Below are 19,342 nucleotides of genomic sequence, written 5' to 3'. Positions count from 1 at the left end.
ATCAGCGCGGCCTCCTCGTTGGCGACCAGCACGTCGGCGGCCAGCACGTCGTTGCGGGCCACCACCCCGAGTTCGTAGAGGTCCCCGGCCACCTTCCGGTGTTCCCTCGCCGCCCGGAGCGACTCCTCCGCGACGTTCCGGAGTTGCTCCGCGCGCCGGGCGGACAGGAACGCGGCGATCACCTCGAAGGCGATCCGCTCCCGGGCAAGGAAGGCCCTCCTCTCCGCGGCGTCAAGCCTCGCCTCCGCCCGGGACACCCCGGCGCCGGTCTTCCCGAAATCGTAGATCGTCTGATCGACGGTGAGACGTGCCCGCAGGACCGAGCGCTCCATGGTCTGGGTCTCTCTCCCCTGGATGAACACGGCCGGAGGTTCGGAGAAGGTGGTCAGATCGGAGCTCGCATCGACCCGGGGTAGCCGGGGGGCGCCGGCTCTTACCCTCCCCTCCTCCGCGACCCGCACGTCCCGGTCGGCGATGCGACCCTCCCGGGAATGGGCCAGGGCGTGCCGCACCGCTTCGAAGAGGGAAACGGAAGGTGGAACCGGGAGGTCGCCGCTCTCCGGACCCGCCGCGCCGCCGATGGCGGCAGCCGGAACCAGGAGGAGGACGGCGAGGATCAACGGGGCTGTTCGCATGCGCAATAGGATATTCCCAACGATCCGGGAAAAAAAGGGCCAAGTGGGGCCCCCCGCAAGGGGCCCCACTCCCGCCCCGGCAAGAGGGCGTCAGCAGTCGAAGTAGAGGAAGAACTCGTACGGGTGCGGCCGCATCTTGGTCGGGTTGACCTCGGCGTCCATCTTGTACTCGATCCACTTCTCGACCACGTCGGCGGTGAACACATCGCCCTTGAACAGGAAGTCGTGGTCCGATTCCAGGGCCCTGAGCGACTCCTCGAGCGACCCGGGCGTGGTCGGGACGCCGGCGAGCTCCTCCGGGGAGAGGGCGTAGATGTCCTTGTCCAGCGGCTCCCCGGGGTGGATCTTGTTCTGGACGCCGTCCAGCCCGGCCATGAGCATCGCGGCGAAGGCGATGTACCCGTTGCAGGACGGGTCGGGCGTCCGGAACTCGAGCCGCTTCGCCTTCGGGGAGGCCGAATACATCGGGATCCGGACGGCGGCGGACCGGTTCCGGCTCGAGTACGCCAGGTTCACCGGCGCCTCGAACCCGGGAACGAGCCTCTTGTAGGAGTTCATCGTCGGGTTGGAGAAGGCGCATATGGCGGACGCATGCTTCAGGATCCCGCCGATGTAGTGAAGGGCCATCTTGGACAGCCCCCCGTACTCCTCCCCGGCGAAGAGGGGCTTCCCCCCTTTCCACAGGGACTGGTGCGTGTGCATCCCGCTCCCGTTGTCCGCGAAGAGAGGCTTGGGCATGAAGGTGACGGTCTTGCCGAATTTCCTCGCCACGTTCTTGCAGATGTGCTTGTACCACTGCAGCGCGTCGGCGCACTTCACCAGCGTGTCGAACCGGAGATCGATCTCCGCCTGGCCGGCCGTGGCGACCTCGTGGTGCTGGGCCTCGATCTTGAGCCCGACGGACTCCATCACCCGCACCATCTCGTCGCGCACGTCATGGAGGGAGTCGGTGGGGGGGACGGGGAAGTACCCCTCCTTGTGGCGCGGCTTGTAGCCCAGGTTGGGCTTCTCCTCCCGCCCGGTGTTCCATACCCCTTCCTCGGAGTCGATATAGTAGTACCCGAAGTTGGATCCCGTGGCGTACCGGATGTCGTCGAAGATGAAGAACTCGGCTTCCGGGCCGAAGAACGCGGCGTCGGCGATCCCGGTGGATTTCAGGTGCGCCTCGGCTTTCCGCGCGATATTGCGCGGGTCGCGCGAGTAGGCCTCCTTCGTGATCGGATCGACGATGTTGCAGATGAGGGACAGCGTCGGCCGCGCGATGAACGGATCGGGAATGGCGGTGGCGGCGTCGGGGATGACGAGCATGTCGGAGGCGTGGATCGGCTGCCACCCGCGGATGCTCGATCCGTCGAATCCGAACCCTTCCTCGAAGTTGTCCTCCTGCAGCTCATAGATGGGAACGGCGAAGTGCTGCCAGGTCCCCACGAAATCCATGAACTTCAGGTCCACCATCTCGATCTTCTTGCTCTTGGCGAATTCCAGCGCTTCTTTCGGGGTCATGTCTTCCTCCTTGGTATGGGTACGCGGTTTGCCGTCCGATCAGATCGCATCCTTTCCGCGCTCGCCCGTCCGGATCCTCACCACTTCCTCCACGTTCGTCACGAAGATCTTCCCGTCTCCGATCCGGCCCGTCCGCGCGGACTTCTCCACCGTCTCCACGACCTGCGGAACCAGGTCGTCGGGCACGATCACCTCGAGCTTGATCTTGGGGAGGAAGTCGACCACGTACTCCGCCCCCCGGTAGAGCTCGGTGTGCCCCTTCTGGCGCCCGAATCCCTTCACTTCGGAAACGGTGATCCCCTGGATGCCGATGTCGTTTAAAGCCTCCTTGACCTCATCGAGCTTGAACGGCTTGATAATGGCCTCGATCTTCTTCATGGTTCACCTCCCCGGCGATGGACAGGAGCAATAGGCGTACCAATGCCCCGAACGATGTGCGGTCCATGCCCCCGCAGAGGAAAATCCTTATCCGTTTCGGTCGGTTTCTCCCATTCCCCCGAAAGAGCGATGGCGCGAACTCGCGTCCGGTGATAGAATTTCCGCCTAATCGATGCGCAGCGGATGCCCACCGATTGGGCATACGTCCCCTCGGGGGTTGCCCATGAACGGCGGCCTTCTCGATGAATACCGGAAGGAAGTGGAGAGGATCTTCGGGGAGGACCTCGTCTCCCTCCTCCTTTACGGAAGTCACGCCTCGGACGACCCCGCTCCCGGGAAAGAGATTTCGCTGCTGGTCGTCGTCCGCACTCTCCGGGAAGAGGCGCTCGAGAATTTCCGCCGGATCGCCCACCGGTACGCCCGGCAGGGAATCCCGACGCCGCCCCTCGTCACGGAGACTTTCTTCCGCGGTTCGACCGACGTTTTTCCCCTGGAATATCTCGGACTGGCCGAAAGGCGAAAGGTGCTCTCCGGCACCGACGTCGTCGCGGACCTCGCGATCTCCGCGGAGAACCTCAGACACCAGATCGAGTTCGAACTGAAGGGGAAATGGCTCTCCCTGGGGCGGATGTACCTGGCCACGTCCCGGAAGCGGGAGATCTCCCGGCTGATCCTTTCCACGGTGGGGCCCATCGTGGCCGTGTCGCGGGGGTTGCTGCTCGCCTTGGACCCCCGGGCACCGCACCGGAAGGAGGAGATCCTCGACGGAATCGAGAAACGGTTCGAGGTCCGCCTTCCTTTCTTGCGGGAGGCGGTCGCCGCGAGAAAAGCCGGAGAACTCGCGCCCGCCCGCGCGGAGGAGATCTTCTTCGAGTACCTGCAGGAGGTCGGGAGGCTGGCCTCGCTGCCCGACAGCCTCCCCCCGGCGAACACCCCGTAGATGGCCTCCAGGGCCCCGATCCTCCGTGATGGGACCGCCGTCCTGCACCTGGCCCTGATCCTCCTTCTGCTCCCGGCGGGGCTTCCCGCCGCTTCCGAACCCCCGATACCGGCATACCGGGGATACGTCACCGACACGGCGGGGGTCCTGGGGAACTGGGCCGGCCAGACCGAGGAACTGTGCCGCGACATCGAGCGGAAGACGACCGCAGAGGTCGCGGTCCTGACCGTTCGGAGCACCGCACCCCTCCCCGCGCAGGCATATGCGCAGAACGTATTCGACCGCTGGAAGATCGGGAAGAAGGGGAAGGACAACGGCGTCCTCGTCCTCGTCGCCGTGGACGACCGGAAGATGTGGATCGCGACAGGGTACGGCGTAGAGGCCGTGCTGCCCGACGGAAAAGTGGGAGAGATCCGCGACCGAATCATCCTTCCCCTCTTCCGGGAAAAAAAGTACGGGGAAGGAGTGTATCGTGGCGTGGAGGGGATCGGAACCGTTCTCGGCGGAGGGGGGGGCACGCCTCCGGGACCGCCTTCGGTATCAGACGATGGATCGGTCGTCATCGCGCTCATCATCTTGTTTCTGCTTCTCGTTTTTTCTTTGGTGCTCAGGAATACCAAAAATGGATCGAGTGGGTGGGGCGGGCCCGGAGGACTTGCGGGTTCCGGCTGGGGATTCGGCGGGGGAGGGTTCGGAGGCGGCGGATTCGGGGGCTTCGGAGGAGGCTTTTCGGGAGGAGGAGGCGCCGGCGGCGGCTGGTAGAAACCGGGGAGGGAGACGATGAAGAAGATCGTGTTCGTCGTAGCGGTCGTAGCGGTAGTGGCGGCCCTTCTGCTCGCGACAGGGGTCAGCATGTACAACTCCATCGTGCGGAAGGATATCGCGGTGAACGAGAAATGGAGCCAGGTGCAGAACGTCCTCCAGCGGAGGGCCGACCTCATCCCGAACCTCGTCCGGACGGTGAAGGGATATGCGGCCCACGAGAGGGAGATCTTCGAATATGTGGCGGCGGCAAGGGCCAGGCTCGCCGGGGCGCAGACCCCGGCGGAGACGATGGCGGCCAACGCGGAGGTCTCCTCCGCACTCTCCCGCCTCCTCCTGGTGGTGGAAAACTACCCGCAGCTCAAGGCCGACCAGACCTTCGCCCGCCTGATGGACGAACTCGCCGGCGCCGAGAACCGGATCGCGGTCGAGCGGATGCGCTACAACGAGGCGGTCCGGACGTACAACACCGCGATCCGGGTTTTCCCCGGCAGCGTGGTCGCCGGGTTCGCCGGATACCGGGACAGGCCCTTCTTCGAGGCGGAAGCGGGGGCGAAAGAGGTCCCCAAGGTGGACTTCGGGAAATAGGGGGACCGGAAAGGAAGCCCATGGGCTCTCATCTCATCGTGGACGGGTACAACCTCGCCCGCTCGGGGGCCGTTTTCCTCTCGGAGGACCCCGCCGGCCCGGAGGGTCGCGCGGAGCTGTGCGCTCTTCTTTCGGGATACGCGAGGGGGAAGGGATTCCGCCTGACGGTCGTGTTCGACGCCCGGGGGGCGGGGACCCCGGGTCGGACCCGTCACGCCTTCCCGGGAGGGATCGCGCTCTTCTCCTCGCGCTCCGAAACGGCCGACGACGTGATCCGGGACCTCTCCCGGGGGGCGGCATCCGGCACGGTCGTCGTAACGTCCGACCGGGGCCTGGGAGGCACCTTACCGTCGCGCAATGTGACCGTGGTTTCCTGTGAGGAGTTCTCCGACCGGCTCGCCGCTGTTCAACGGGAAGGAAGGAAGGGGGCCGTCGACGAGGAGGAAGACGAAGAAACAAGGAAAGGGAAGAAGGGGGAAGGCCACCGGAAGAAGAAACGGGAGCGCGACCGCGGGAGGGTCCTGAAAAAGCTTTAGGTCTTACGAGTCGTCCCCCGCGGGGTCGCCCTTCGGGGCGCCGATCTTCGTTTCCTGCCCCGCCAGCAGCCGCCGGATGTTCTCCCGGTGGGTGAAGAGAACGAGGAACATCATCCCGAGGGAGAGCGTCACGTAGTGGCGGGACGTGGCAAAGAGCGCCATCATCGGCGGAAGCGCCACGGCCGCGGACAGGGATCCGAGGGAGACGTAGCGGGTGAAGTAGACCACGAGGGAGAAGAGAACGACGAGGATGAACGCGGTGACCGGGGAGAGGAACAGGACGATCCCCAGCGCGGTGGCCGCTCCCTTTCCTCCCCGGAACGTAAGGTAGACCGGGAACACGTGGCCCAGGAACGAGGCGCCCCCCACGAGGGCGAGCCACAGGTCCGTCTGCTCCCCGACGAAGATGTTCGCGAGGGCCATGGCGAAGATCCCTTTTCCCGCGTCCAGGAGAAGGGTCAGGATTCCCGCCGCCTTCCCGGCGGCGCGCGCCACGTTCGTCGCCCCGATGTTTCCCGAACCGACCGACCGGAGATCGATGCTCCGGTCGAACAGTCGGGCCACGAGGACCCCGAAGGGAACCGATCCCAGGAAATAGGCGAACAGGACGAACGAGACGCCCCGGACCCAGGAGGCATCCATCAACGCCCCTGGAACTCCCCCTTGCCGAGGGGGACCATGCGGAAATTGCCGAGAATCATCCCCTTCTCCTCGGGGCTTACGTCTCCTCCAGCTCCTCCCCGGTCGTTCTGGCCACTCCGGATTCGAACGCCGCCCGCTGCACGGCTTCGGCAACCGCCCGGTGCATCTCCATGTCCAGGATGGACGGGACCAGTTCCCCCTCGGTGGCGAACGATCCGATGACCTTGGCCGCCGCGATCTTCATCCGGTTGTTGATCTTGCGGGCCCTCGCGTCGAGCGCTCCCCGGAACACGCCGGGGAAGGCAAGGGCGTTGTTCACCCCCCGTCCGTCGGCCGCGAACGCCGCGCCCCCCGCGCGCGCGTCCTCGGTGGATATCTCCGGGCTGGGGTTGGTCAGGGCCAGGATCACCTGCCCCTTCTTGACCATTTCCTTCTTGATGAGGCCCGCCACGCCGGTCGTGCAGATGACGATGTCGGACTGGCTCATGACCTCCGGAAGCGATACCGGCATCCCCCCGACCTTCGCGAAGATATCGATCGCCGTCTGGTTGATGTCGGTCCCCAGCAGCTTCCGGACCCCGTACGCCTTGAGAAGCTTCGAGATCCCCATCCCCGCCGCGCCGAGGCCCACCAGCCCGACGATGTCGTTCTTGACCATCATCCCGACGTATTTGCTTGCGTTGAGAAGGGCCGCCAGGACGACGACCGACGTGCCGTGCTGGTCGTCGTGCATCACCGGAATGTCGAGCATCGCGGAAAGCCGGTCCTCGACCTCGAAGCACTCGGGCGCCTTGATGTCCTCGAGCTTGATGGCGCCGAACGTGGGGGCGATGGCCGCGACGGTCCGGATGATCTCCTCCGGGTCCTTCGACTGGATGAGGATCGGAACGCCGTTCACTCCGACGAGCACGTCGAACAGGGCCGCCTTCCCTTCCATGACGGGCATCCCCGCCACCGCCCCGATGTCCCCGAGTCCGAGGATGGCCGTCCCGTTGGTGACGATCGCGACCGTATTGTAGATCGCCGTGTAATCGTAGGCCTTCTGGGGGTTTTCGCGGATGACCTTGCACACCTTCGCGACGCCGGGGGTGTAGATCTTCCGGATCGTCGATATGCCTTCGATCTCCATGGTCGCCTTGACGCGGATCTTCCCGCCGCGGTGCAACTCGAGGACGGGGTCGATGATGTCGGAGATGATGGCGCCTTCGACCTTTCCGACCTCCTCGAGAACCGCCTCGAGGTGGGCCTCGTCGTCCACGAACACGGTGATGTCGCGGGTGTTGTACTCGAGGCCGAAGCTGACGAGCTTGATGTCGCCCATGCTCCCGCCCGCTTTCCCGATGGCCGTGGCGACCTTGCCCATGTACCCCGGCTTGTCGAGGATCATCACGCAGATCTTCTTTTCTTCCTTGTCGATTCCCTTTTCGATTTGCATGGGCACATCTTATATGCGTGGATTCGATTTTGTCAAACGGTCAGGAAAAAGGGTAAAATGGCGCGCATGATCCTGGACTGCCCCGCCTGTTCGTCGCAGAATTTCGTGTCGGAGGAGCGGCGGATGGTGCGGGATATCCCCCCGCGCTGCTGGAAGTGCGGGGAGATCCTTCCTCTTTCCGGTGAAACCGATTCCGCGTCCGGGGAATCGAAGAAGCGCGCAAGAAAAGAAACCAACCGAGGGAGCGGGGGAAATGCATAGGATTCGCGTGGCTGTGGCCGGCGTCGGGAACTGTGCAAGCGCGCTGCTGCAGGGGATCGAGTATTACCGGAACGCGGGAGAGTCCCCCGGGACCGACATCGCCGGCCTGATCAACCTGGATATCGGCGGTTACCGGCCCGGGGACATCGAGGTCGTCGCCGCCTTCGATGTCGATCGAAGGAAGGTGGGCCTCCCCGTGGGAAGGGCGATCTTCTCCCCGCCGAACTGCACCCCGAAATTCGTCGATGAAATCCCCGACGGCGGGCCCATCGTGCGGATGGGGCCGGTTCTGGACGGCGTCGCCGCCCACATGCAGGAGTACCCCGAGGACCGGACCTTCGTCCCTTCGAAGGAGGCTCCGTGCGATGTGGAGGCGGTCCTTCGGGATTCGGGCGCGGAAATCCTGGTCAACTACCTTCCCGTCGGATCGGACGAGGCCACGAAGTTCTACGCGGAGATCTGCCTTTCCGCGGGCGTAAGCATGGTGAACTGCATCCCGGTGTTCATCGCCTCCGACCCGGAGTGGGCCGCCAGGTTCCGGAGCCGCGGGATTCCGATCATCGGGGACGATATCAAGTCGCAGCTCGGCGCCACGATCGTCCACCGGGCCCTCGCCCGCCTCTTCTCGGAACGGGGAATCCAGGTCCGCAGATCCTACCAGCTGAACACGGGCGGGAACACCGATTTCCTGAACATGCTGAGCCGGAACCGGCTCAAGTCCAAGAAGATCTCGAAGACCGAGGCGGTGACCTCGGTGCTCACCCACCGGATCGCGGAGGACCAGATCCACATCGGCCCTTCGGACTACGTCCCCTGGCAGAAGGACAACAAGCTGTGTTTTCTGCGGATCGAGGGGGAAGGGTTCGGGGGTCTTCCGATCGAGGTGGAACTCCGGCTCTCGGTGACCGACTCCCCGAACAGCGCCGGCGTCGGTGTCGACGCCATCCGGTTCTGCCGGCTCGGCCGGGAGATGGGGCTCGCGGGACCGCTCACGGCCCCCTCCGCCTACTACATGAAGCACCCGGCGGTGCAGATGACGGACGACGACGCGAGGCGGGAGCTGGAGGAGTTCATCGCCGATTATCGCGCGTGGCGGAGGACGAAAGAAGTCGCGCCCACGACTCCGTGCACCTCTCCCACGTGAACCGCGCCGCGACCTTCTTCCCCTCCCTCGCCATCCGCGCCCTTGCACCGCCGTCCCTCCGGATCCGCTCCATCGCCTCGGCGAGCCCCGCAGGGCTTCCCGGCGCATATGCCGCCCCTCCCCCCTCGCGGAGGACCGTTTCCCCCCAGTAGCCGTCGCGGGGAACGATCACGGGCACCCCGGCGGCCATCGCCTCCAGGGGGACGAGGCCGAAGGATTCGTACTCCGAGGGGCCAAGCACCGCGTCCGCCGCGGAAAACAAGGCGGGCATCCTCGCGTGGGGAACCGGGCCGGCGAAGATCACCCCCCCGGGAGCATCGCCCTCGCGGGGTCTCTGCCCGGCGACGAGCAGAACCGCCTCCCCGCCCCCCTTCTCTCGCTGGGCGAGAAACGCCTCGATCGCGGCGGGGATCTTCTTCCCCGGGTCGGAGCGTGCGGCGAGCAGGAAGAGAAATGCGCCGGGAGGGATGCCGTACGCCCTCCTCCCCTCTTCCTTCGGAGGCGGCCGGCGAAACGAGTCTTCCACCCCCGGCATGATCACCACCCCTTTGCCGGCCACCTCGGGAAGGGAGACCTTCGTCGCCTCGAAATCGTGGTCCGACAGGAACACCACCCGGCAAGCCTGCCGGGCGAGCCGTCCCTCGGCGGCCCTCCTCGCGACCGAGAGCGCGTCGGGCCGGTATCCCGGGGGCTTCGGCTTGCGGGCCTCCACGGTGTGGAACGCGAACACCAGGCCCGGCGAGCGCTCCCCCGTTCCCGCGTCTTTGGCCGCCACACCCGACATCCAGTAGTGCGCCGACAGCGCGTCGGGGGGCGTCCGCCGGGCCCGGAGAATCTCCCGGGCATTTTCGATGAACCGGGGGAGCGCCCGGAATGCCGCCTCCCGGGTGGCCGGCTCCGGAAAGCCGCACGGGATGTGGACCACGCGGACCCCCTCATAAGGCCGGGTGATCTCCACCGCGTCCCCCCTCCCCCTCGTCAGGACGTCCGTTTCGATCCCGTGCCGGGCGAGGCCGGGAAGGAGACCGCGCAGAAAGACGTTCATCCCGCCCGCCAGGCCGGTGCCGGGCTCTTCCAGGGGACAGGTATGATAGGAGAAGAGGACGTGTCTCACGAAACGCGGACGATCCCCCTGTAGACGGACCGGTTCCTCCCGCCGAGGTCGTACTTGTACCGTTCCCTCCCGCGGAGGAAATCGTATTCCCGGAATCCGTTCCGGATCCCGTCCTCGATGCAGCGGGCCAGGAGCACCATCCCGGGACTTGCCTCCCGGTGATCCGGGTCGTACCCGGAATTGTAGAGGAGGAGGGCGCCGTTCCACCCGATCTGGAACGCGGACGCCAGATCTCCGCTTTTCCCGGAGAGGAACGCGAGACGCAGACGATCGGCGGACAGGAACCCTTCGGCCATCTCGCGGAAGAACCCCTCCATCCGGTCGTCCATGAACACCGCTTTGTCCGAGGAGCTCTTCCGGTGAAGGGAGAGAAACGACGGAAAGTCCCGTTCGAACTCCTCCCTCGTCCGGGTCACGCGGAAGGACAACCCCGGCGTCGTCTCCTCCGCTTTCCGGATCTTCCTTCGCAGTTCGTGCCGCTCCTTCTTCCCCAGGGCCAGAAGGTATTCTTCGAAGGAGGAGGGAAGAGGGATAAACGGGGATTGGTCCATCTCCTCCCGGAGAAAGGAGAAGCCGAGATCTGCGCACACCCGGGGGAGGCAAGAGATCGAGGGGGATTCCTCGACAAGATTCGGCAGGAAGAGGGGGCCGGCCGAAAAAAGATCCCGCGAAGAGAGGAGGAATTCGGACCAGAACTCCGTCTCCCGGCCGGACACCACGAGGGCGTCCAGCGAGTCGGAGACCTGCTCTCCCCCGAGAAATTCCCATCCCTTCCCGCTTTCGCACAGGCAGAGAAACAGGAATCCGGAGGGTTCGCCGTTCCGGTCCCACCGGTATGCGCGTTTCCGGTGGCCGGCGGCGAACGTTTTCGCCCAGGGGACGAGGAAGTGGCGGGAGAGGAAGGGAGTGGGACGGAAGGAGCGTCCGAGGACGAAATCCCACTCCTGCGCGGAAACATCCTCCATCCGGTCCGTCCAGGAAAAGCCCATCCGTCACGCATCCCGACGTCGAACGATCACTTTCGCTCCTTCCCCGCTCCGGCGGTCGGTTCTCCTCCCGGAAGGCCGGCAGGTGCGGGAGGCAGCAGGATCACGCCGGCCGCCGCCAGCCTGCGGACCACCTCCTGGGCCACCGCGTTGGCCGCGCCGTTGAGCGCGTCCTGGACCCCCTCGGGCGTGACGAAAAGGGGTTCCGTCGTCCAGTTCTCGGAGCCGACGACGCTGTTCCACCCCGGCGGGGCGTTCCCTCCCGACGCGTACACCGTCACGGATACGGACGCCGCCGACTCGACCTTCATTTTCAGGGAACCGGTTTTTCTCGCATCGACGCGGAACCGGTCGACGCTTCCCCACACCGTCGCGACCGCGTCCCCGGGAACCGCCGCCGCGGAGGATACGCGCACGGCGCGCACTCCCGACCCGTTCAGGACATCGGCCACGAGGTCCGACATCCCCTTCCCGGGATCCCTCTTCCATACGATCGGGCGGGCATGGTCGAAATCGCGCCCGATCTCGTAGGAGGGGGCGCCCGCGAAGGTGAAATCGAGCACGGCAACCGCCGGAGGCCCCTCGGTTCCCCGCGCGGGTCCCTTTTGCCCGTGGCGCGCGAGATCCCCCGGCAGGGTGAGGACCTTTCCGGTCACGCAGCCGGATACCCCGGCGATCGCGGCAAGCAGAAGAACGACTCGAACGAAACGAAGCGTTTTTCCCATATCTCCCCCATTCCCGGGTTTTTTTCCTGCGGATCCTATCTTTCCCCCCATTAATCTACTACGTTTGCGTTTCCCGGGGGGAGTGTCCGCTCCGAAACGTCCCGTTCTCCTTGAAAAGACCGCAGGCGTTGCCGTATGGTGAATTGTCCCGGCCCGTGCCGGGAACGGGCGACACAGCGAGGAGAAGCCATGCCGATATCCCCCGGGGTCCGCGATGCGATCCGGCAGGGATCCTGGATCCGGAAGATGTTCGAGGAGGGCGCCCTGCTGAAGGCCGCGAAGGGGCAGGACAACGTCTTCGATTTCAGCCTGGGAAACCCGTACGGCGAGCCTCCCGACGAACTCGCGAAGGAGATCCTGCGGCTTGCGTCCTTCCCGCCCCCCGACCTGCACCGGTATATGCCGAACGCGGGGTTCCCCGACGTGCGGAAAACGATCGCGGACTCCCTCCATCGTACGACCGGCCTCCCCTTCGCGCTCGACCATGTGATCATGAGCACGGGAGCGGCGGGCGCGCTGAACGTGGCGCTTCGCGCGATCCTCTCCCCGGGAGACGAGGTGCTCGTCATCGCCCCGTACTTCGTGGAATATCTCTCCTACATCCGCAACGCCGGCGGCATCCCGGTCGTGGCGGAGTCCGCGGAGGACTTCCAGCTGGACATGGGGGCGATCCGGGCCGCGCTTTCCGACCGGACGAAGGCCGTCATCCTCAACACGCCGAACAATCCTGCGGGGGCGGTCTATCCGCGGGATGCCCTGGTCGCGCTCGACGCGACGCTCGCCGAACGGGAGAGACGCACGGGGGCCCCCGTCTACGTCCTGTCCGACGAACCGTACCGGAAGATCGTCTACCCCGGGTTCTCCTTTTTTCCTCCCGCGGCCTCCCTGCGGAACACCCTCATCGCCTACTCCCACTCGAAGGACCTCAACATCCCCGGGGAGAGGATCGGGTATCTCGCGGTGAGCCCGCGCGCGGAGGACGCCGCGGAGGTGGCCGAAGCATGCGTATTCTGCAACCGCGTGCTGGGGTTCGTCAACGCCCCCTCGCTCATGCAACGGGCCGTGGCCGTGGCCCAGGACCTTGCGCCCGACCTCTCCGTGTACCAGGCGAACCGGGATGCTCTCGTCGCGACCCTCTCGGCGGCCGGATTCCCGGTCGTCCCCCCGGGGGGGGCCTTCTATCTCTTTCCCCGGTCGCCCTCGCCGGACGAGATGGAGTTCGTCGCGGCGGCACGGGAGGAAAACCTCCTGGTCGTCCCGGGCCGCGGATTCGGGCGGGAAGGGCATTTCCGGATCGCCTACTGCGTCTCCCCCGACACCGTCACGAGGTCGCTCCCCTCCTGGGAGAGGCTCGGCAGGAAGTTCTTCCCCGGACATCGGCAGGGAGCGGCCCGATGAAGATCCCGTTCCGCAGAAACATCGCCAGGATGGAGGGGTATCTGCCCGGGGAGCAGCCCCAGGACCGGGGGTTCATCAAGCTCAACACGAACGAGAACCCGTATCCTCCCTCCCCCGCGGTCCTGCGGGCCGTGCGGACGGAGGCGGACGCCTCGCTCCGGCTGTATCCGGACCCGGACTCGACGAGGCTTCGGAGGCAGGCCGCCCTGACCTACGGGTTCGATCTCTCCCGGGTGATCGCGGGGAACGGCTCGGACGAATTGCTCGCGATGATCGCCCGCGCATTCGTCGGAGAGGGGGACACGCTGTGCTGCCCCACGCCGACGTATACGCTCTACGATACGCTGATCCGGGTACAGGGGGGGAGGATCGCGGGGGTTCCCTACCCCGAGGACTACTCCCTTCCGTCGGGTCTGGCGGCAAGACGGGCAAAGGTCACGATCGTCGCCAGCCCCAATTCCCCCTCGGGAACGTCGGTCCCGACCGCCGTCCTGGCCGATCTCGCCGACCGGGTGCCGGGAGTGCTCGTCATCGACGAGGCGTACGCGGACTTCGCCGACGAGACGGCCCTTTCCCTCGCCCGGGAGAAGAAGAACGTGATCGTGCTCCGCACGCTCTCCAAATCGTTCTCCCTGGCCGGAATGCGGATCGGCCTCGGGTTCGCCCACCCCGCCATCCTCGAGGGATTGAACAAGGTGCGGGACTCCTACAACCTCGGCCGCCTGGCGATCGCCGCCGGGGAGGTCGCGCTGAAGGACATCGGGTGGATGGAGAAAAACGCCGCGAAGATCCGCAAGACCCGGGCGACGCTCCTCGCCGCGCTCCCGGCCCTCGGGTTTTCCCCTTTTCCCTCGCAGAGCAACTTCGTTCTCGCGAGACGTCTCCGGGGGAGGTCCGCACGGCCGGTCTACGAGGAATTGAAGCGCAGGAAGATCCTCGTCCGATACTTCGACACGCCCCGTCTCGCCGGGTCCCTGCGCATCACGGTGGGGACCGATGGGGAGATCGGAACGCTCCTCGCGTCCCTGGGGGAGATGCTATAGCGTGATCGACCAGTTCCCGCCGGAGGGAGCGTTGATCCAGGATGCGACGGCTCCGTCCGCGCGCAGACGAAGAACCTGGAAGCAGTATTCCACGACGCTTCCCGAAGGGCCGAAGACGAATCCCTCGAACGTCCTCGGGAGGCCGTGACCGGCAAGGGCGGCCGCTCTCGTTTCCCGATACGCCTCCAAGTCGACGGCGTGGAAGTACCCGGACGCCCCTCCTTCCGCGGAAGCGAAGTTCTTGACCTCCATCACGGTGAGGTTGGATGCGGCCCAGGACCGGTCTCCCCACAAGAGGCGGGCGCAGACGACGTCCCCCTCTTCGTCCCGGAACGTGATCCGGGCGCAATTGATCTTGTCCGCGACCGGAACGGTTCCCCCCTCGGGGACGTGGTACAGGAAGAACGGCATCGGCCGGTTCTTCAGCACGGACAAGGCCTCGGGGATTTCCACGACGGGAGCTTCCCCTCCCACGATCGGCACCCGGGCGCGACACAGGGAGACCGACGGCTTCTTGCGCATGGCGCCGAACCCGAACCGGACGGTTCCTCCCCGCGGCTCCTCCGGCCGGAGGGGCAGCGCGAGCCGGAACATCCCGCGCCCCGCCGCGGGCGCGATGTTCCCCTCCCCCTCGATCTCGGCCAGGTCCCCCTCGGCGACGGGTCCCGGAAGAACCACCTCGTACGGGGGGGAAAACCACTCCCTGCCGCCGCCCACGGCCGAGAAGACGTAGCGCACCGAGAGCCGGACTCCCTCTCCGGGGCGGGGGAGAAACAGGTGTACCTCCCGCATTCCGGGAATCTTCGACGGCGTCACCACGGCGGTGGAACGGACGAGGACATCCTCGGGGGAACCTTCCGGAGCGGCCGCGTAGTGAATCAGGACGAGTTCGGGGCGGTCGAAGCCATCGTGATACGAGCGGCGCAATCGGTACATTGCCTGTCTCCCTTCGCCGGCCCCGTTCGCACGTTCCGTTCCGGCCGGCGGCGATCGTTCGGTTTACCGCGCTCCCCCTAGTGCACCGTCTCGCAAATACCTTGGCATTCGAGCGCCGCTGCATCCGCCCCAGCTTCGTTGCGCTTCTTCACCATACTCAACGGTATGCCTCAGTCGCGCGCCTCGCCGGCGCGGCGCATCGACGCTCTCGGTGCGTCAAGCTATTTACGAGACGGTACACTAGTTGGTATATCACATTCACTCGTAGCCGAGCCGGGCCAGGTCCTCCTCGTCCATTCCGAAATAGTGCCCGATTTCGTGGAGGAGGGTCATCCGGATCTGGCGGACGAGTTCCCCGCGATCGCGGAAATCCTCCTCGAGAGGCCCCCGGTAGACGGAGATCTTGTCAGGCAGGTTCCCGGAGTCCAGAACGGACCGTTCGGGCAGCGGAATGCCGTGGTAGAACCCGTAGAGCGTCTCCCCCGGCGGAATGTCGAGTTCCTCGAGAAGCCAGTCCGGGGGGCGCTCCTCCACCACGATCGCCACGTTCCGGAGCGCTTCGCGGAACATCCCGGGAAGGTCGTCGATCGCCTGCCGGAGAACCTTCTCGAAAGCGGTGCGCACCCCTTCTCTTTCCCGATTCCCTTTTCGGATGATTGTATCCCAAACGTCGGCAGGATGCAGGGGAAAGCGGCGGAACTACCTCGACCCTCGCCGGGAGCGTATCGTGCGGACGGCGTCCTCCACCATCTTGTCCGCGACCTTCTTCGGCTTCACGCGGAAGATCCCCTTTTCCACCTTCCCCTTGAGGAGGTCGACCCGTTTCTCGCGGGGCGACTTCTTCCCCGCCGGACCCGGCCCGTCTCCCCTTTTCCCGTCTGAACCCGGGCTTTTCACGGGATAACTCCCTGGTGTGGCATCTGCACAGAAATCATATCGGCACCCTCCCGGAAAACTTTACCCGGCCCGGAAAGATTGGCCTTCCGTCCCGCCACCCCCGGAAGGTAAAATTACCCCGATGAAAAAATCCCTTCTGATTGCGGAAGATGACGAAAATATCCTCGAGCTTCTTCTGAACGTCTTCTCCCGGCCGGATCTTCATGTTTTCCCCGCCCGCTCCGGAGCCGAGGCGATGGACCAAATCGACCAGCACGACATCGATGTCGTCCTGACGGACCTCGTCATGCCGGGAGGGGACGGGCTCGCGGTCCTTTCCCACGCGAAAAAGGCTCTCGTCCACTGCGAGGTCATCCTGATGACGGGGTACGGCACGGTGGAGAACGCCGTCCAGGCCATGAAGCTCGGCGCCTTTCACTACATCACGAAACCGTTCAAGGTGGTGGAAGTCGTCCATCTCGTGGACCGGGCACTCGAGATGACGGAGATGAAGAAGGAGAACATCCATCTCAAGCAGCAGGCCATCGGGCGCTACCAGTTCGAAAACATCATCGGGATCAGCGAGCCGATCCGCCAGGTGCTGTCCCTGGTCACGAAAGTGGCGGGGAGCGGCTCGACCATCCTCATCCTGGGGGAGAGCGGTACGGGGAAGGAACTCATCGCCCGGGCCATCCACTACAACAGCAGCCGGGCCGACCGGATGCTCGTCCCCGTCAACTGTTCCGCCATCCCCGCCGACCTTCTGGAAAGCGAGCTGTTCGGGCACGTGCGAGGCGCCTTCACCGGGGCCCATGTCGCAAGGACCGGCCGGTTCGAAACGGCGCATCGGGGAACGATCTTCCTCGACGAGATCGGGGAGATGAGTCCGCCCCTCCAGGCGAAGATCCTCCGGGTGCTCCAGGAACAGTCGTTCACCCCGGTGGGGGGAACAACGCCGGTGAACGTGGACGTCCGCGTCATCGCGGCGACGAACAAGGACCTCGAGAAGGAAATCGCCGCGCGCCGGTTCCGGCAGGACCTGTACTTCCGTCTCCACGTCATCCCCATCCACCTCCCTCCCCTGAGAGAGCGCACGGACGACATCCCGGTTCTGGCCGAGCATTTCCTCGGGAAATACGCCCCGGCGGGCGGGCGAAGGGTCCAGGGATTCCGGCCGGACGCGATGGAGGCCATGAAGCGATACGCCTGGCCCGGGAACGTGAGGGAACTGGAGAACCTGGTGGAGCGCCTGGTCATCCTGTCCCGGGGCGCCTGGCTCGAGAAGAAAGACCTCCCGCCGGCGATGGTCCGGGACGGGGACCGATCCGCAGGGGAGGCCGGGGAGAAGCTGCGGATCGAGTCGCTCGATTTCAGGAAGGCGAAGGAGGAATTCGAAAACGGCCTCATCCGGCAGGCGCTCTCCCTTTCCGGGGGGAACCGGAAGAAGGCGGCGACCCTCCTCGGACTGAAAAGGACGACGCTACTCGAAATGCTCAAACGCAAGGGGCTGAATGGCCCATAATTGTCAGGAGGAGATCCCGCTGACAAATTTTTGACATAAGCATTCCCCCGCCCGCCTTTCTTCTTTAGAAAAACCATATATATTCCAGATTGTTACAATAATGTTCTTCGCGGCATGCGTATTGCTATCTACGTGTCCATCCCTTTTTCGCAGCACAGATAACAGAAGGGAGGGACACGATGGGAAGCAACCTCGCTCTCCGAACCACGGAACGTCTCCCCGAGAAGCCCCCGCCTATCTCCGACCGGGAGGCCCTGGTGAACGAATTCCTGCCGGGAATCCGATACCATGCCAGCATCATGAAACTCCGGCTCCCGCCGAACGTCGAGATGGATGACCTCGTGAGCTCGGGGGTCGTGGGACTGCTGGACGCCGCCGTGAAGTTCGACTCCACCCGGGGGATCAAGTTCAAGACGTACGCCGAGTTCCGCATCCGTGGTTCCATGCTCGACTACCTCCGCGAGATGGACTGGTTTTCCCGCGCCGCGAGGCAGAACGCGAACCGGCTGGAGAACGCCTACGCGCGGCTCGAGTCCCTCCTGGGCCGCCCTCCCCTGGAGGAGGAAGTCGCGAAGGAGATGAAGATCTCGATCACGGAGCTTCGGAAACAGCTGGCGCTCTTTTCCGGCCTCTCCGTCTTCTCGCTGGACGAACCCGAGGACGAGTACAGCGTGGGCAACACCGCCGTCCAGAGGATCCTGACCGAGGCCGCCAAGAACGACGAGAGGAAGGACAGCATCCTCCGGGACCTCAGGGAGGTGCTCGGCAAGGCGATCGACCTTCTGCCGGATCGGGAGAAGCAGCTGATCGCGCTGTACTATTACGAAGAGCTCACGATGAAGGAGATCGGCGCGATCTTCGCCCTGGGCGAGCCGAGGATCTGCCAGCTGCACTCGCAGGCCGTCCTTCGGCTCCGGGGGAAGCTCAAGTCCCGGTTGGAGAGGTAGCTTCCGGAAGATCGGGGTTACCCTTCGGGGAGTTTCTCCTCCCCGCTTCGCAGGGATCCGATCCGCGCCCGGAATCTCTCGATATCCCTTACCGACTCCATGTACTTCGACTGGGCATTGTCCAGGTGCCGTCCGAAAATGCGGAAGTTGTCGGCGAACCGCTCGAAATCCTTTCCCACCCTTTCCAGAAGGTCCTGGATTTCCCGGGTCTTCTGCTCGATCTTGAATCCGCGGAACGCGAACGCGAGCGCCTGCAGATAGGCGAAGAAGCTGTTCGGGGACGTCGGGATCACCTGGAGCCGCAGGAGCTGCTCGTGCAGCGCACGGTTGCGGAGAAGGAGGAAATAGACCGACTCCGCGGGGACGAAAAGAAAAGCGAAGTCCAGCGTTGCGGGGGGACGGATGTACTTGGCGCGGATCGACTCCGCCTGGGTCAGCACATCCCGCGCGAAGGCCTTCTCGTACTCCCTGCGCTCCGCCTCGCCCCCTTCCCCCTCCAGGAGGGGCAAGGCGTTCGCCATGGGGAACTTGGCGTCGACGCAGACGAACTGGCTCCGGTCGGGACGGACGAAGATCGCCGCGTCGGCCCGCTCTCCCCACTCCATCTGGTACTGCAGATCGAACATCTCCGTGTGGGAACCGAACAGGTCGGACAGCATCTGCTGGAGGGTGAGCTCCCCGAAGGCGCCCCGCGCCTTCGGCTGGGTAAGGAGCACGTTGAGCTGGCCGATGTCGCGGGAGAGGAGAACCATCTGCCCCGTCGCATACCCGAGATCCTTCAGGTGCGACGCCACCTGGTCGAACCCTTTCAGGTTCCGGTCCGCGGTCTCGGACAGCTCGCGCGCCATCTCCCCGCGGATCTCGAGGAGCTTCTCCTCGATCCGCCGGGAGATTCCGTCCAGCCCCTTGAGGAAGCTCTCCGACACTTCCTGGCGGATCCGGGCGATCGCGTCCGCCTCCCCCCTCGCCAG

General features: G+C 65.2%; 22 protein-coding genes. 9 read left to right on the top strand and 13 right to left on the bottom strand.

Annotation, left to right across the window (positions count from 1 at the left end; all coding sequences use genetic code 11):
• From VJ307_03165 to VJ307_03155, 3 genes are all read right to left on the bottom strand, one after another.
• The coding region (locus tag VJ307_03165; GenBank protein ID HJX73131.1) for a TolC family protein at window positions 1-620 on the bottom strand (620 nt) is incomplete at its 3' end.
• A 105-nt stretch (window positions 621-725) separates the two neighbouring features.
• Window positions 726-2,138, bottom strand: a complete 1,413-nt coding sequence (glnA, locus tag VJ307_03160; GenBank protein ID HJX73130.1) for a type I glutamate--ammonia ligase — start codon at window positions 2,136-2,138, stop codon at window positions 726-728.
• A gap of 39 nt (window positions 2,139-2,177) precedes the next feature.
• Window positions 2,178-2,516 carry a P-II family nitrogen regulator gene (locus VJ307_03155; protein ID HJX73129.1) on the bottom strand — a complete coding sequence of 113 codons (339 nt, stop codon included), beginning with the start codon at window positions 2,514-2,516 and terminating at the stop codon, window positions 2,178-2,180.
• Window positions 2,517-2,739: 223 nt separating this feature from the next.
• Here VJ307_03155 and VJ307_03150 point away from each other — a divergent pair, with 223 nt between their 5' ends.
• From VJ307_03150 to VJ307_03135, 4 genes are read left to right on the top strand one after another with little or no spacing between them, the layout of a single operon-like run.
• Complete coding sequence (locus VJ307_03150) at window positions 2,740-3,456, top strand: hypothetical protein (protein HJX73128.1); 717 nt, start codon at window positions 2,740-2,742, stop codon at window positions 3,454-3,456.
• A complete protein-coding gene (locus tag VJ307_03145; protein ID HJX73127.1) occupies window positions 3,457-4,218 on the top strand; it encodes a TPM domain-containing protein in 762 nt (253 codons plus the stop codon).
• A gap of 18 nt (window positions 4,219-4,236) precedes the next feature.
• Window positions 4,237-4,806, top strand: coding sequence for a LemA family protein (locus VJ307_03140; protein HJX73126.1), 570 nt, complete (start codon window positions 4,237-4,239; stop codon window positions 4,804-4,806).
• 20 nt (window positions 4,807-4,826) lie between these two features.
• On the top strand, window positions 4,827-5,342 hold the full coding sequence (locus VJ307_03135) for an NYN domain-containing protein (GenBank protein HJX73125.1): 516 nt from the start codon (window positions 4,827-4,829) through the stop codon (window positions 5,340-5,342).
• Window positions 5,343-5,345: 3 nt separating this feature from the next.
• On the opposite strand, the gene plsY is transcribed toward VJ307_03135, so the two are convergent.
• The 3 genes from plsY to VJ307_03120 all read right to left on the bottom strand — a co-directional run bounded on the left by plsY (window position 5,346) and on the right by VJ307_03120 (window position 7,655).
• The gene (gene plsY / locus VJ307_03130; GenBank protein HJX73124.1) at window positions 5,346-5,984 is read right to left on the bottom strand and encodes a glycerol-3-phosphate 1-O-acyltransferase PlsY; all 639 of its coding nucleotides are present in this window, start codon (window positions 5,982-5,984) and stop codon (window positions 5,346-5,348) included.
• Between the two features lie 76 nt (window positions 5,985-6,060).
• Complete coding sequence (locus VJ307_03125) at window positions 6,061-7,419, bottom strand: malic enzyme-like NAD(P)-binding protein (GenBank protein ID HJX73123.1); 1,359 nt, start codon at window positions 7,417-7,419, stop codon at window positions 6,061-6,063.
• A 32-nt stretch (window positions 7,420-7,451) separates the two neighbouring features.
• Complete coding sequence (locus VJ307_03120) at window positions 7,452-7,655, bottom strand: hypothetical protein (GenBank protein ID HJX73122.1); 204 nt, start codon at window positions 7,653-7,655, stop codon at window positions 7,452-7,454.
• A gap of 17 nt (window positions 7,656-7,672) precedes the next feature.
• Between VJ307_03120 and VJ307_03115 the strand changes: the two genes are divergently transcribed.
• On the top strand, window positions 7,673-8,824 hold the full coding sequence (locus tag VJ307_03115) for an inositol-3-phosphate synthase (GenBank protein HJX73121.1): 1,152 nt from the start codon (window positions 7,673-7,675) through the stop codon (window positions 8,822-8,824).
• Here VJ307_03115 and VJ307_03110 read toward each other — a convergent pair.
• From VJ307_03110 to VJ307_03100, 3 genes are read right to left on the bottom strand one after another with little or no spacing between them, the layout of a single operon-like run.
• Window positions 8,751-9,938 carry a glycosyltransferase gene (locus tag VJ307_03110; protein ID HJX73120.1) on the bottom strand — a complete coding sequence of 396 codons (1,188 nt, stop codon included), beginning with the start codon at window positions 9,936-9,938 and terminating at the stop codon, window positions 8,751-8,753. The two genes, VJ307_03115 and VJ307_03110, sit on opposite strands and share 74 nt — an antisense overlap.
• Window positions 9,935-10,927 carry a GNAT family N-acetyltransferase gene (locus VJ307_03105; GenBank protein ID HJX73119.1) on the bottom strand — a complete coding sequence of 331 codons (993 nt, stop codon included), beginning with the start codon at window positions 10,925-10,927 and terminating at the stop codon, window positions 9,935-9,937. Before VJ307_03105 ends, VJ307_03110 begins: the two co-directional genes overlap by 4 nt.
• Before the next feature lie 26 nt (window positions 10,928-10,953).
• A complete protein-coding gene (locus tag VJ307_03100; protein ID HJX73118.1) occupies window positions 10,954-11,649 on the bottom strand; it encodes a hypothetical protein in 696 nt (231 codons plus the stop codon).
• A gap of 189 nt (window positions 11,650-11,838) precedes the next feature.
• On the opposite strand from VJ307_03100, the gene VJ307_03095 reads away from it, so the two are divergent.
• Both VJ307_03095 and hisC read left to right on the top strand, forming a co-directional pair.
• Window positions 11,839-13,047 (top strand): pyridoxal phosphate-dependent aminotransferase, encoded by a 1,209-nt coding sequence (locus VJ307_03095; protein HJX73117.1) that lies wholly within the window; start codon window positions 11,839-11,841, stop codon window positions 13,045-13,047.
• Window positions 13,044-14,090, top strand: a complete 1,047-nt coding sequence (hisC, locus tag VJ307_03090) for a histidinol-phosphate transaminase (GenBank protein ID HJX73116.1) — start codon at window positions 13,044-13,046, stop codon at window positions 14,088-14,090. The genes VJ307_03095 and hisC overlap by 4 nt, the downstream gene beginning before the upstream one ends.
• Here hisC and VJ307_03085 read toward each other — a convergent pair.
• From VJ307_03085 to VJ307_03075, 3 genes are all read right to left on the bottom strand, one after another.
• Window positions 14,085-15,026, bottom strand: a complete 942-nt coding sequence (locus tag VJ307_03085; GenBank protein HJX73115.1) for a hypothetical protein — start codon at window positions 15,024-15,026, stop codon at window positions 14,085-14,087. The two genes, hisC and VJ307_03085, sit on opposite strands and share 6 nt — an antisense overlap.
• A gap of 258 nt (window positions 15,027-15,284) precedes the next feature.
• Window positions 15,285-15,650, bottom strand: a complete 366-nt coding sequence (locus VJ307_03080) for a metallopeptidase family protein (protein HJX73114.1) — start codon at window positions 15,648-15,650, stop codon at window positions 15,285-15,287.
• Window positions 15,651-15,725: 75 nt separating this feature from the next.
• Window positions 15,726-15,923 carry a flagellar biosynthesis anti-sigma factor FlgM gene (locus tag VJ307_03075; protein ID HJX73113.1) on the bottom strand — a complete coding sequence of 66 codons (198 nt, stop codon included), beginning with the start codon at window positions 15,921-15,923 and terminating at the stop codon, window positions 15,726-15,728.
• Window positions 15,924-16,044: 121 nt separating this feature from the next.
• On the opposite strand from VJ307_03075, the gene VJ307_03070 reads away from it, so the two are divergent.
• A complete protein-coding gene (locus VJ307_03070; GenBank protein ID HJX73112.1) occupies window positions 16,045-17,424 on the top strand; it encodes a sigma-54 dependent transcriptional regulator in 1,380 nt (459 codons plus the stop codon).
• Between the two features lie 179 nt (window positions 17,425-17,603).
• Complete coding sequence (locus VJ307_03065) at window positions 17,604-18,371, top strand: FliA/WhiG family RNA polymerase sigma factor (protein ID HJX73111.1); 768 nt, start codon at window positions 17,604-17,606, stop codon at window positions 18,369-18,371.
• Window positions 18,372-18,388: 17 nt separating this feature from the next.
• On the opposite strand, the gene VJ307_03060 is transcribed toward VJ307_03065, so the two are convergent.
• A partial coding sequence (locus VJ307_03060; protein HJX73110.1) for a DNA recombination protein RmuC occupies window positions 18,389-19,342 on the bottom strand: 954 nt, incomplete at its 5' end.

The sequence above is a fragment of the Candidatus Deferrimicrobiaceae bacterium genome (genome assembly GCA_035256765.1).
GTDB lineage: Bacteria > Desulfobacterota > Deferrimicrobia > Deferrimicrobiales > Deferrimicrobiaceae > CSP1-8.
This window is presented reverse-complemented; position numbering and strand designations above follow the sequence as displayed.

Coding starts and splice junctions, on each gene's coding strand:
- glnA (HJX73130.1), bottom strand. CDS start 2,138: ATGACCCCGAAAGAAGCGCTGGAATTCGCCAAGAGCAAGAAGATCGAG.
- VJ307_03155 (HJX73129.1), bottom strand. CDS start 2,516: ATGAAGAAGATCGAGGCCATTATCAAGCCGTTCAAGCTCGATGAGGTC.
- VJ307_03150 (HJX73128.1), top strand. CDS start 2,740: ATGAACGGCGGCCTTCTCGATGAATACCGGAAGGAAGTGGAGAGGATC.
- VJ307_03145 (HJX73127.1), top strand. CDS start 3,457: ATGGCCTCCAGGGCCCCGATCCTCCGTGATGGGACCGCCGTCCTGCAC.
- VJ307_03140 (HJX73126.1), top strand. CDS start 4,237: ATGAAGAAGATCGTGTTCGTCGTAGCGGTCGTAGCGGTAGTGGCGGCC.
- VJ307_03135 (HJX73125.1), top strand. CDS start 4,827: ATGGGCTCTCATCTCATCGTGGACGGGTACAACCTCGCCCGCTCGGGG.
- plsY (HJX73124.1), bottom strand. CDS start 5,984: ATGGATGCCTCCTGGGTCCGGGGCGTCTCGTTCGTCCTGTTCGCCTAT.
- VJ307_03125 (HJX73123.1), bottom strand. CDS start 7,419: ATGCAAATCGAAAAGGGAATCGACAAGGAAGAAAAGAAGATCTGCGTG.
- VJ307_03115 (HJX73121.1), top strand. CDS start 7,673: ATGCATAGGATTCGCGTGGCTGTGGCCGGCGTCGGGAACTGTGCAAGC.
- VJ307_03105 (HJX73119.1), bottom strand. CDS start 10,927: ATGGGCTTTTCCTGGACGGACCGGATGGAGGATGTTTCCGCGCAGGAG.
- VJ307_03100 (HJX73118.1), bottom strand. CDS start 11,649: ATGGGAAAAACGCTTCGTTTCGTTCGAGTCGTTCTTCTGCTTGCCGCG.
- VJ307_03095 (HJX73117.1), top strand. CDS start 11,839: ATGCCGATATCCCCCGGGGTCCGCGATGCGATCCGGCAGGGATCCTGG.
- hisC (HJX73116.1), top strand. CDS start 13,044: ATGAAGATCCCGTTCCGCAGAAACATCGCCAGGATGGAGGGGTATCTG.
- VJ307_03085 (HJX73115.1), bottom strand. CDS start 15,026: ATGTACCGATTGCGCCGCTCGTATCACGATGGCTTCGACCGCCCCGAA.
- VJ307_03070 (HJX73112.1), top strand. CDS start 16,045: ATGAAAAAATCCCTTCTGATTGCGGAAGATGACGAAAATATCCTCGAG.
- VJ307_03065 (HJX73111.1), top strand. CDS start 17,604: ATGGGAAGCAACCTCGCTCTCCGAACCACGGAACGTCTCCCCGAGAAG.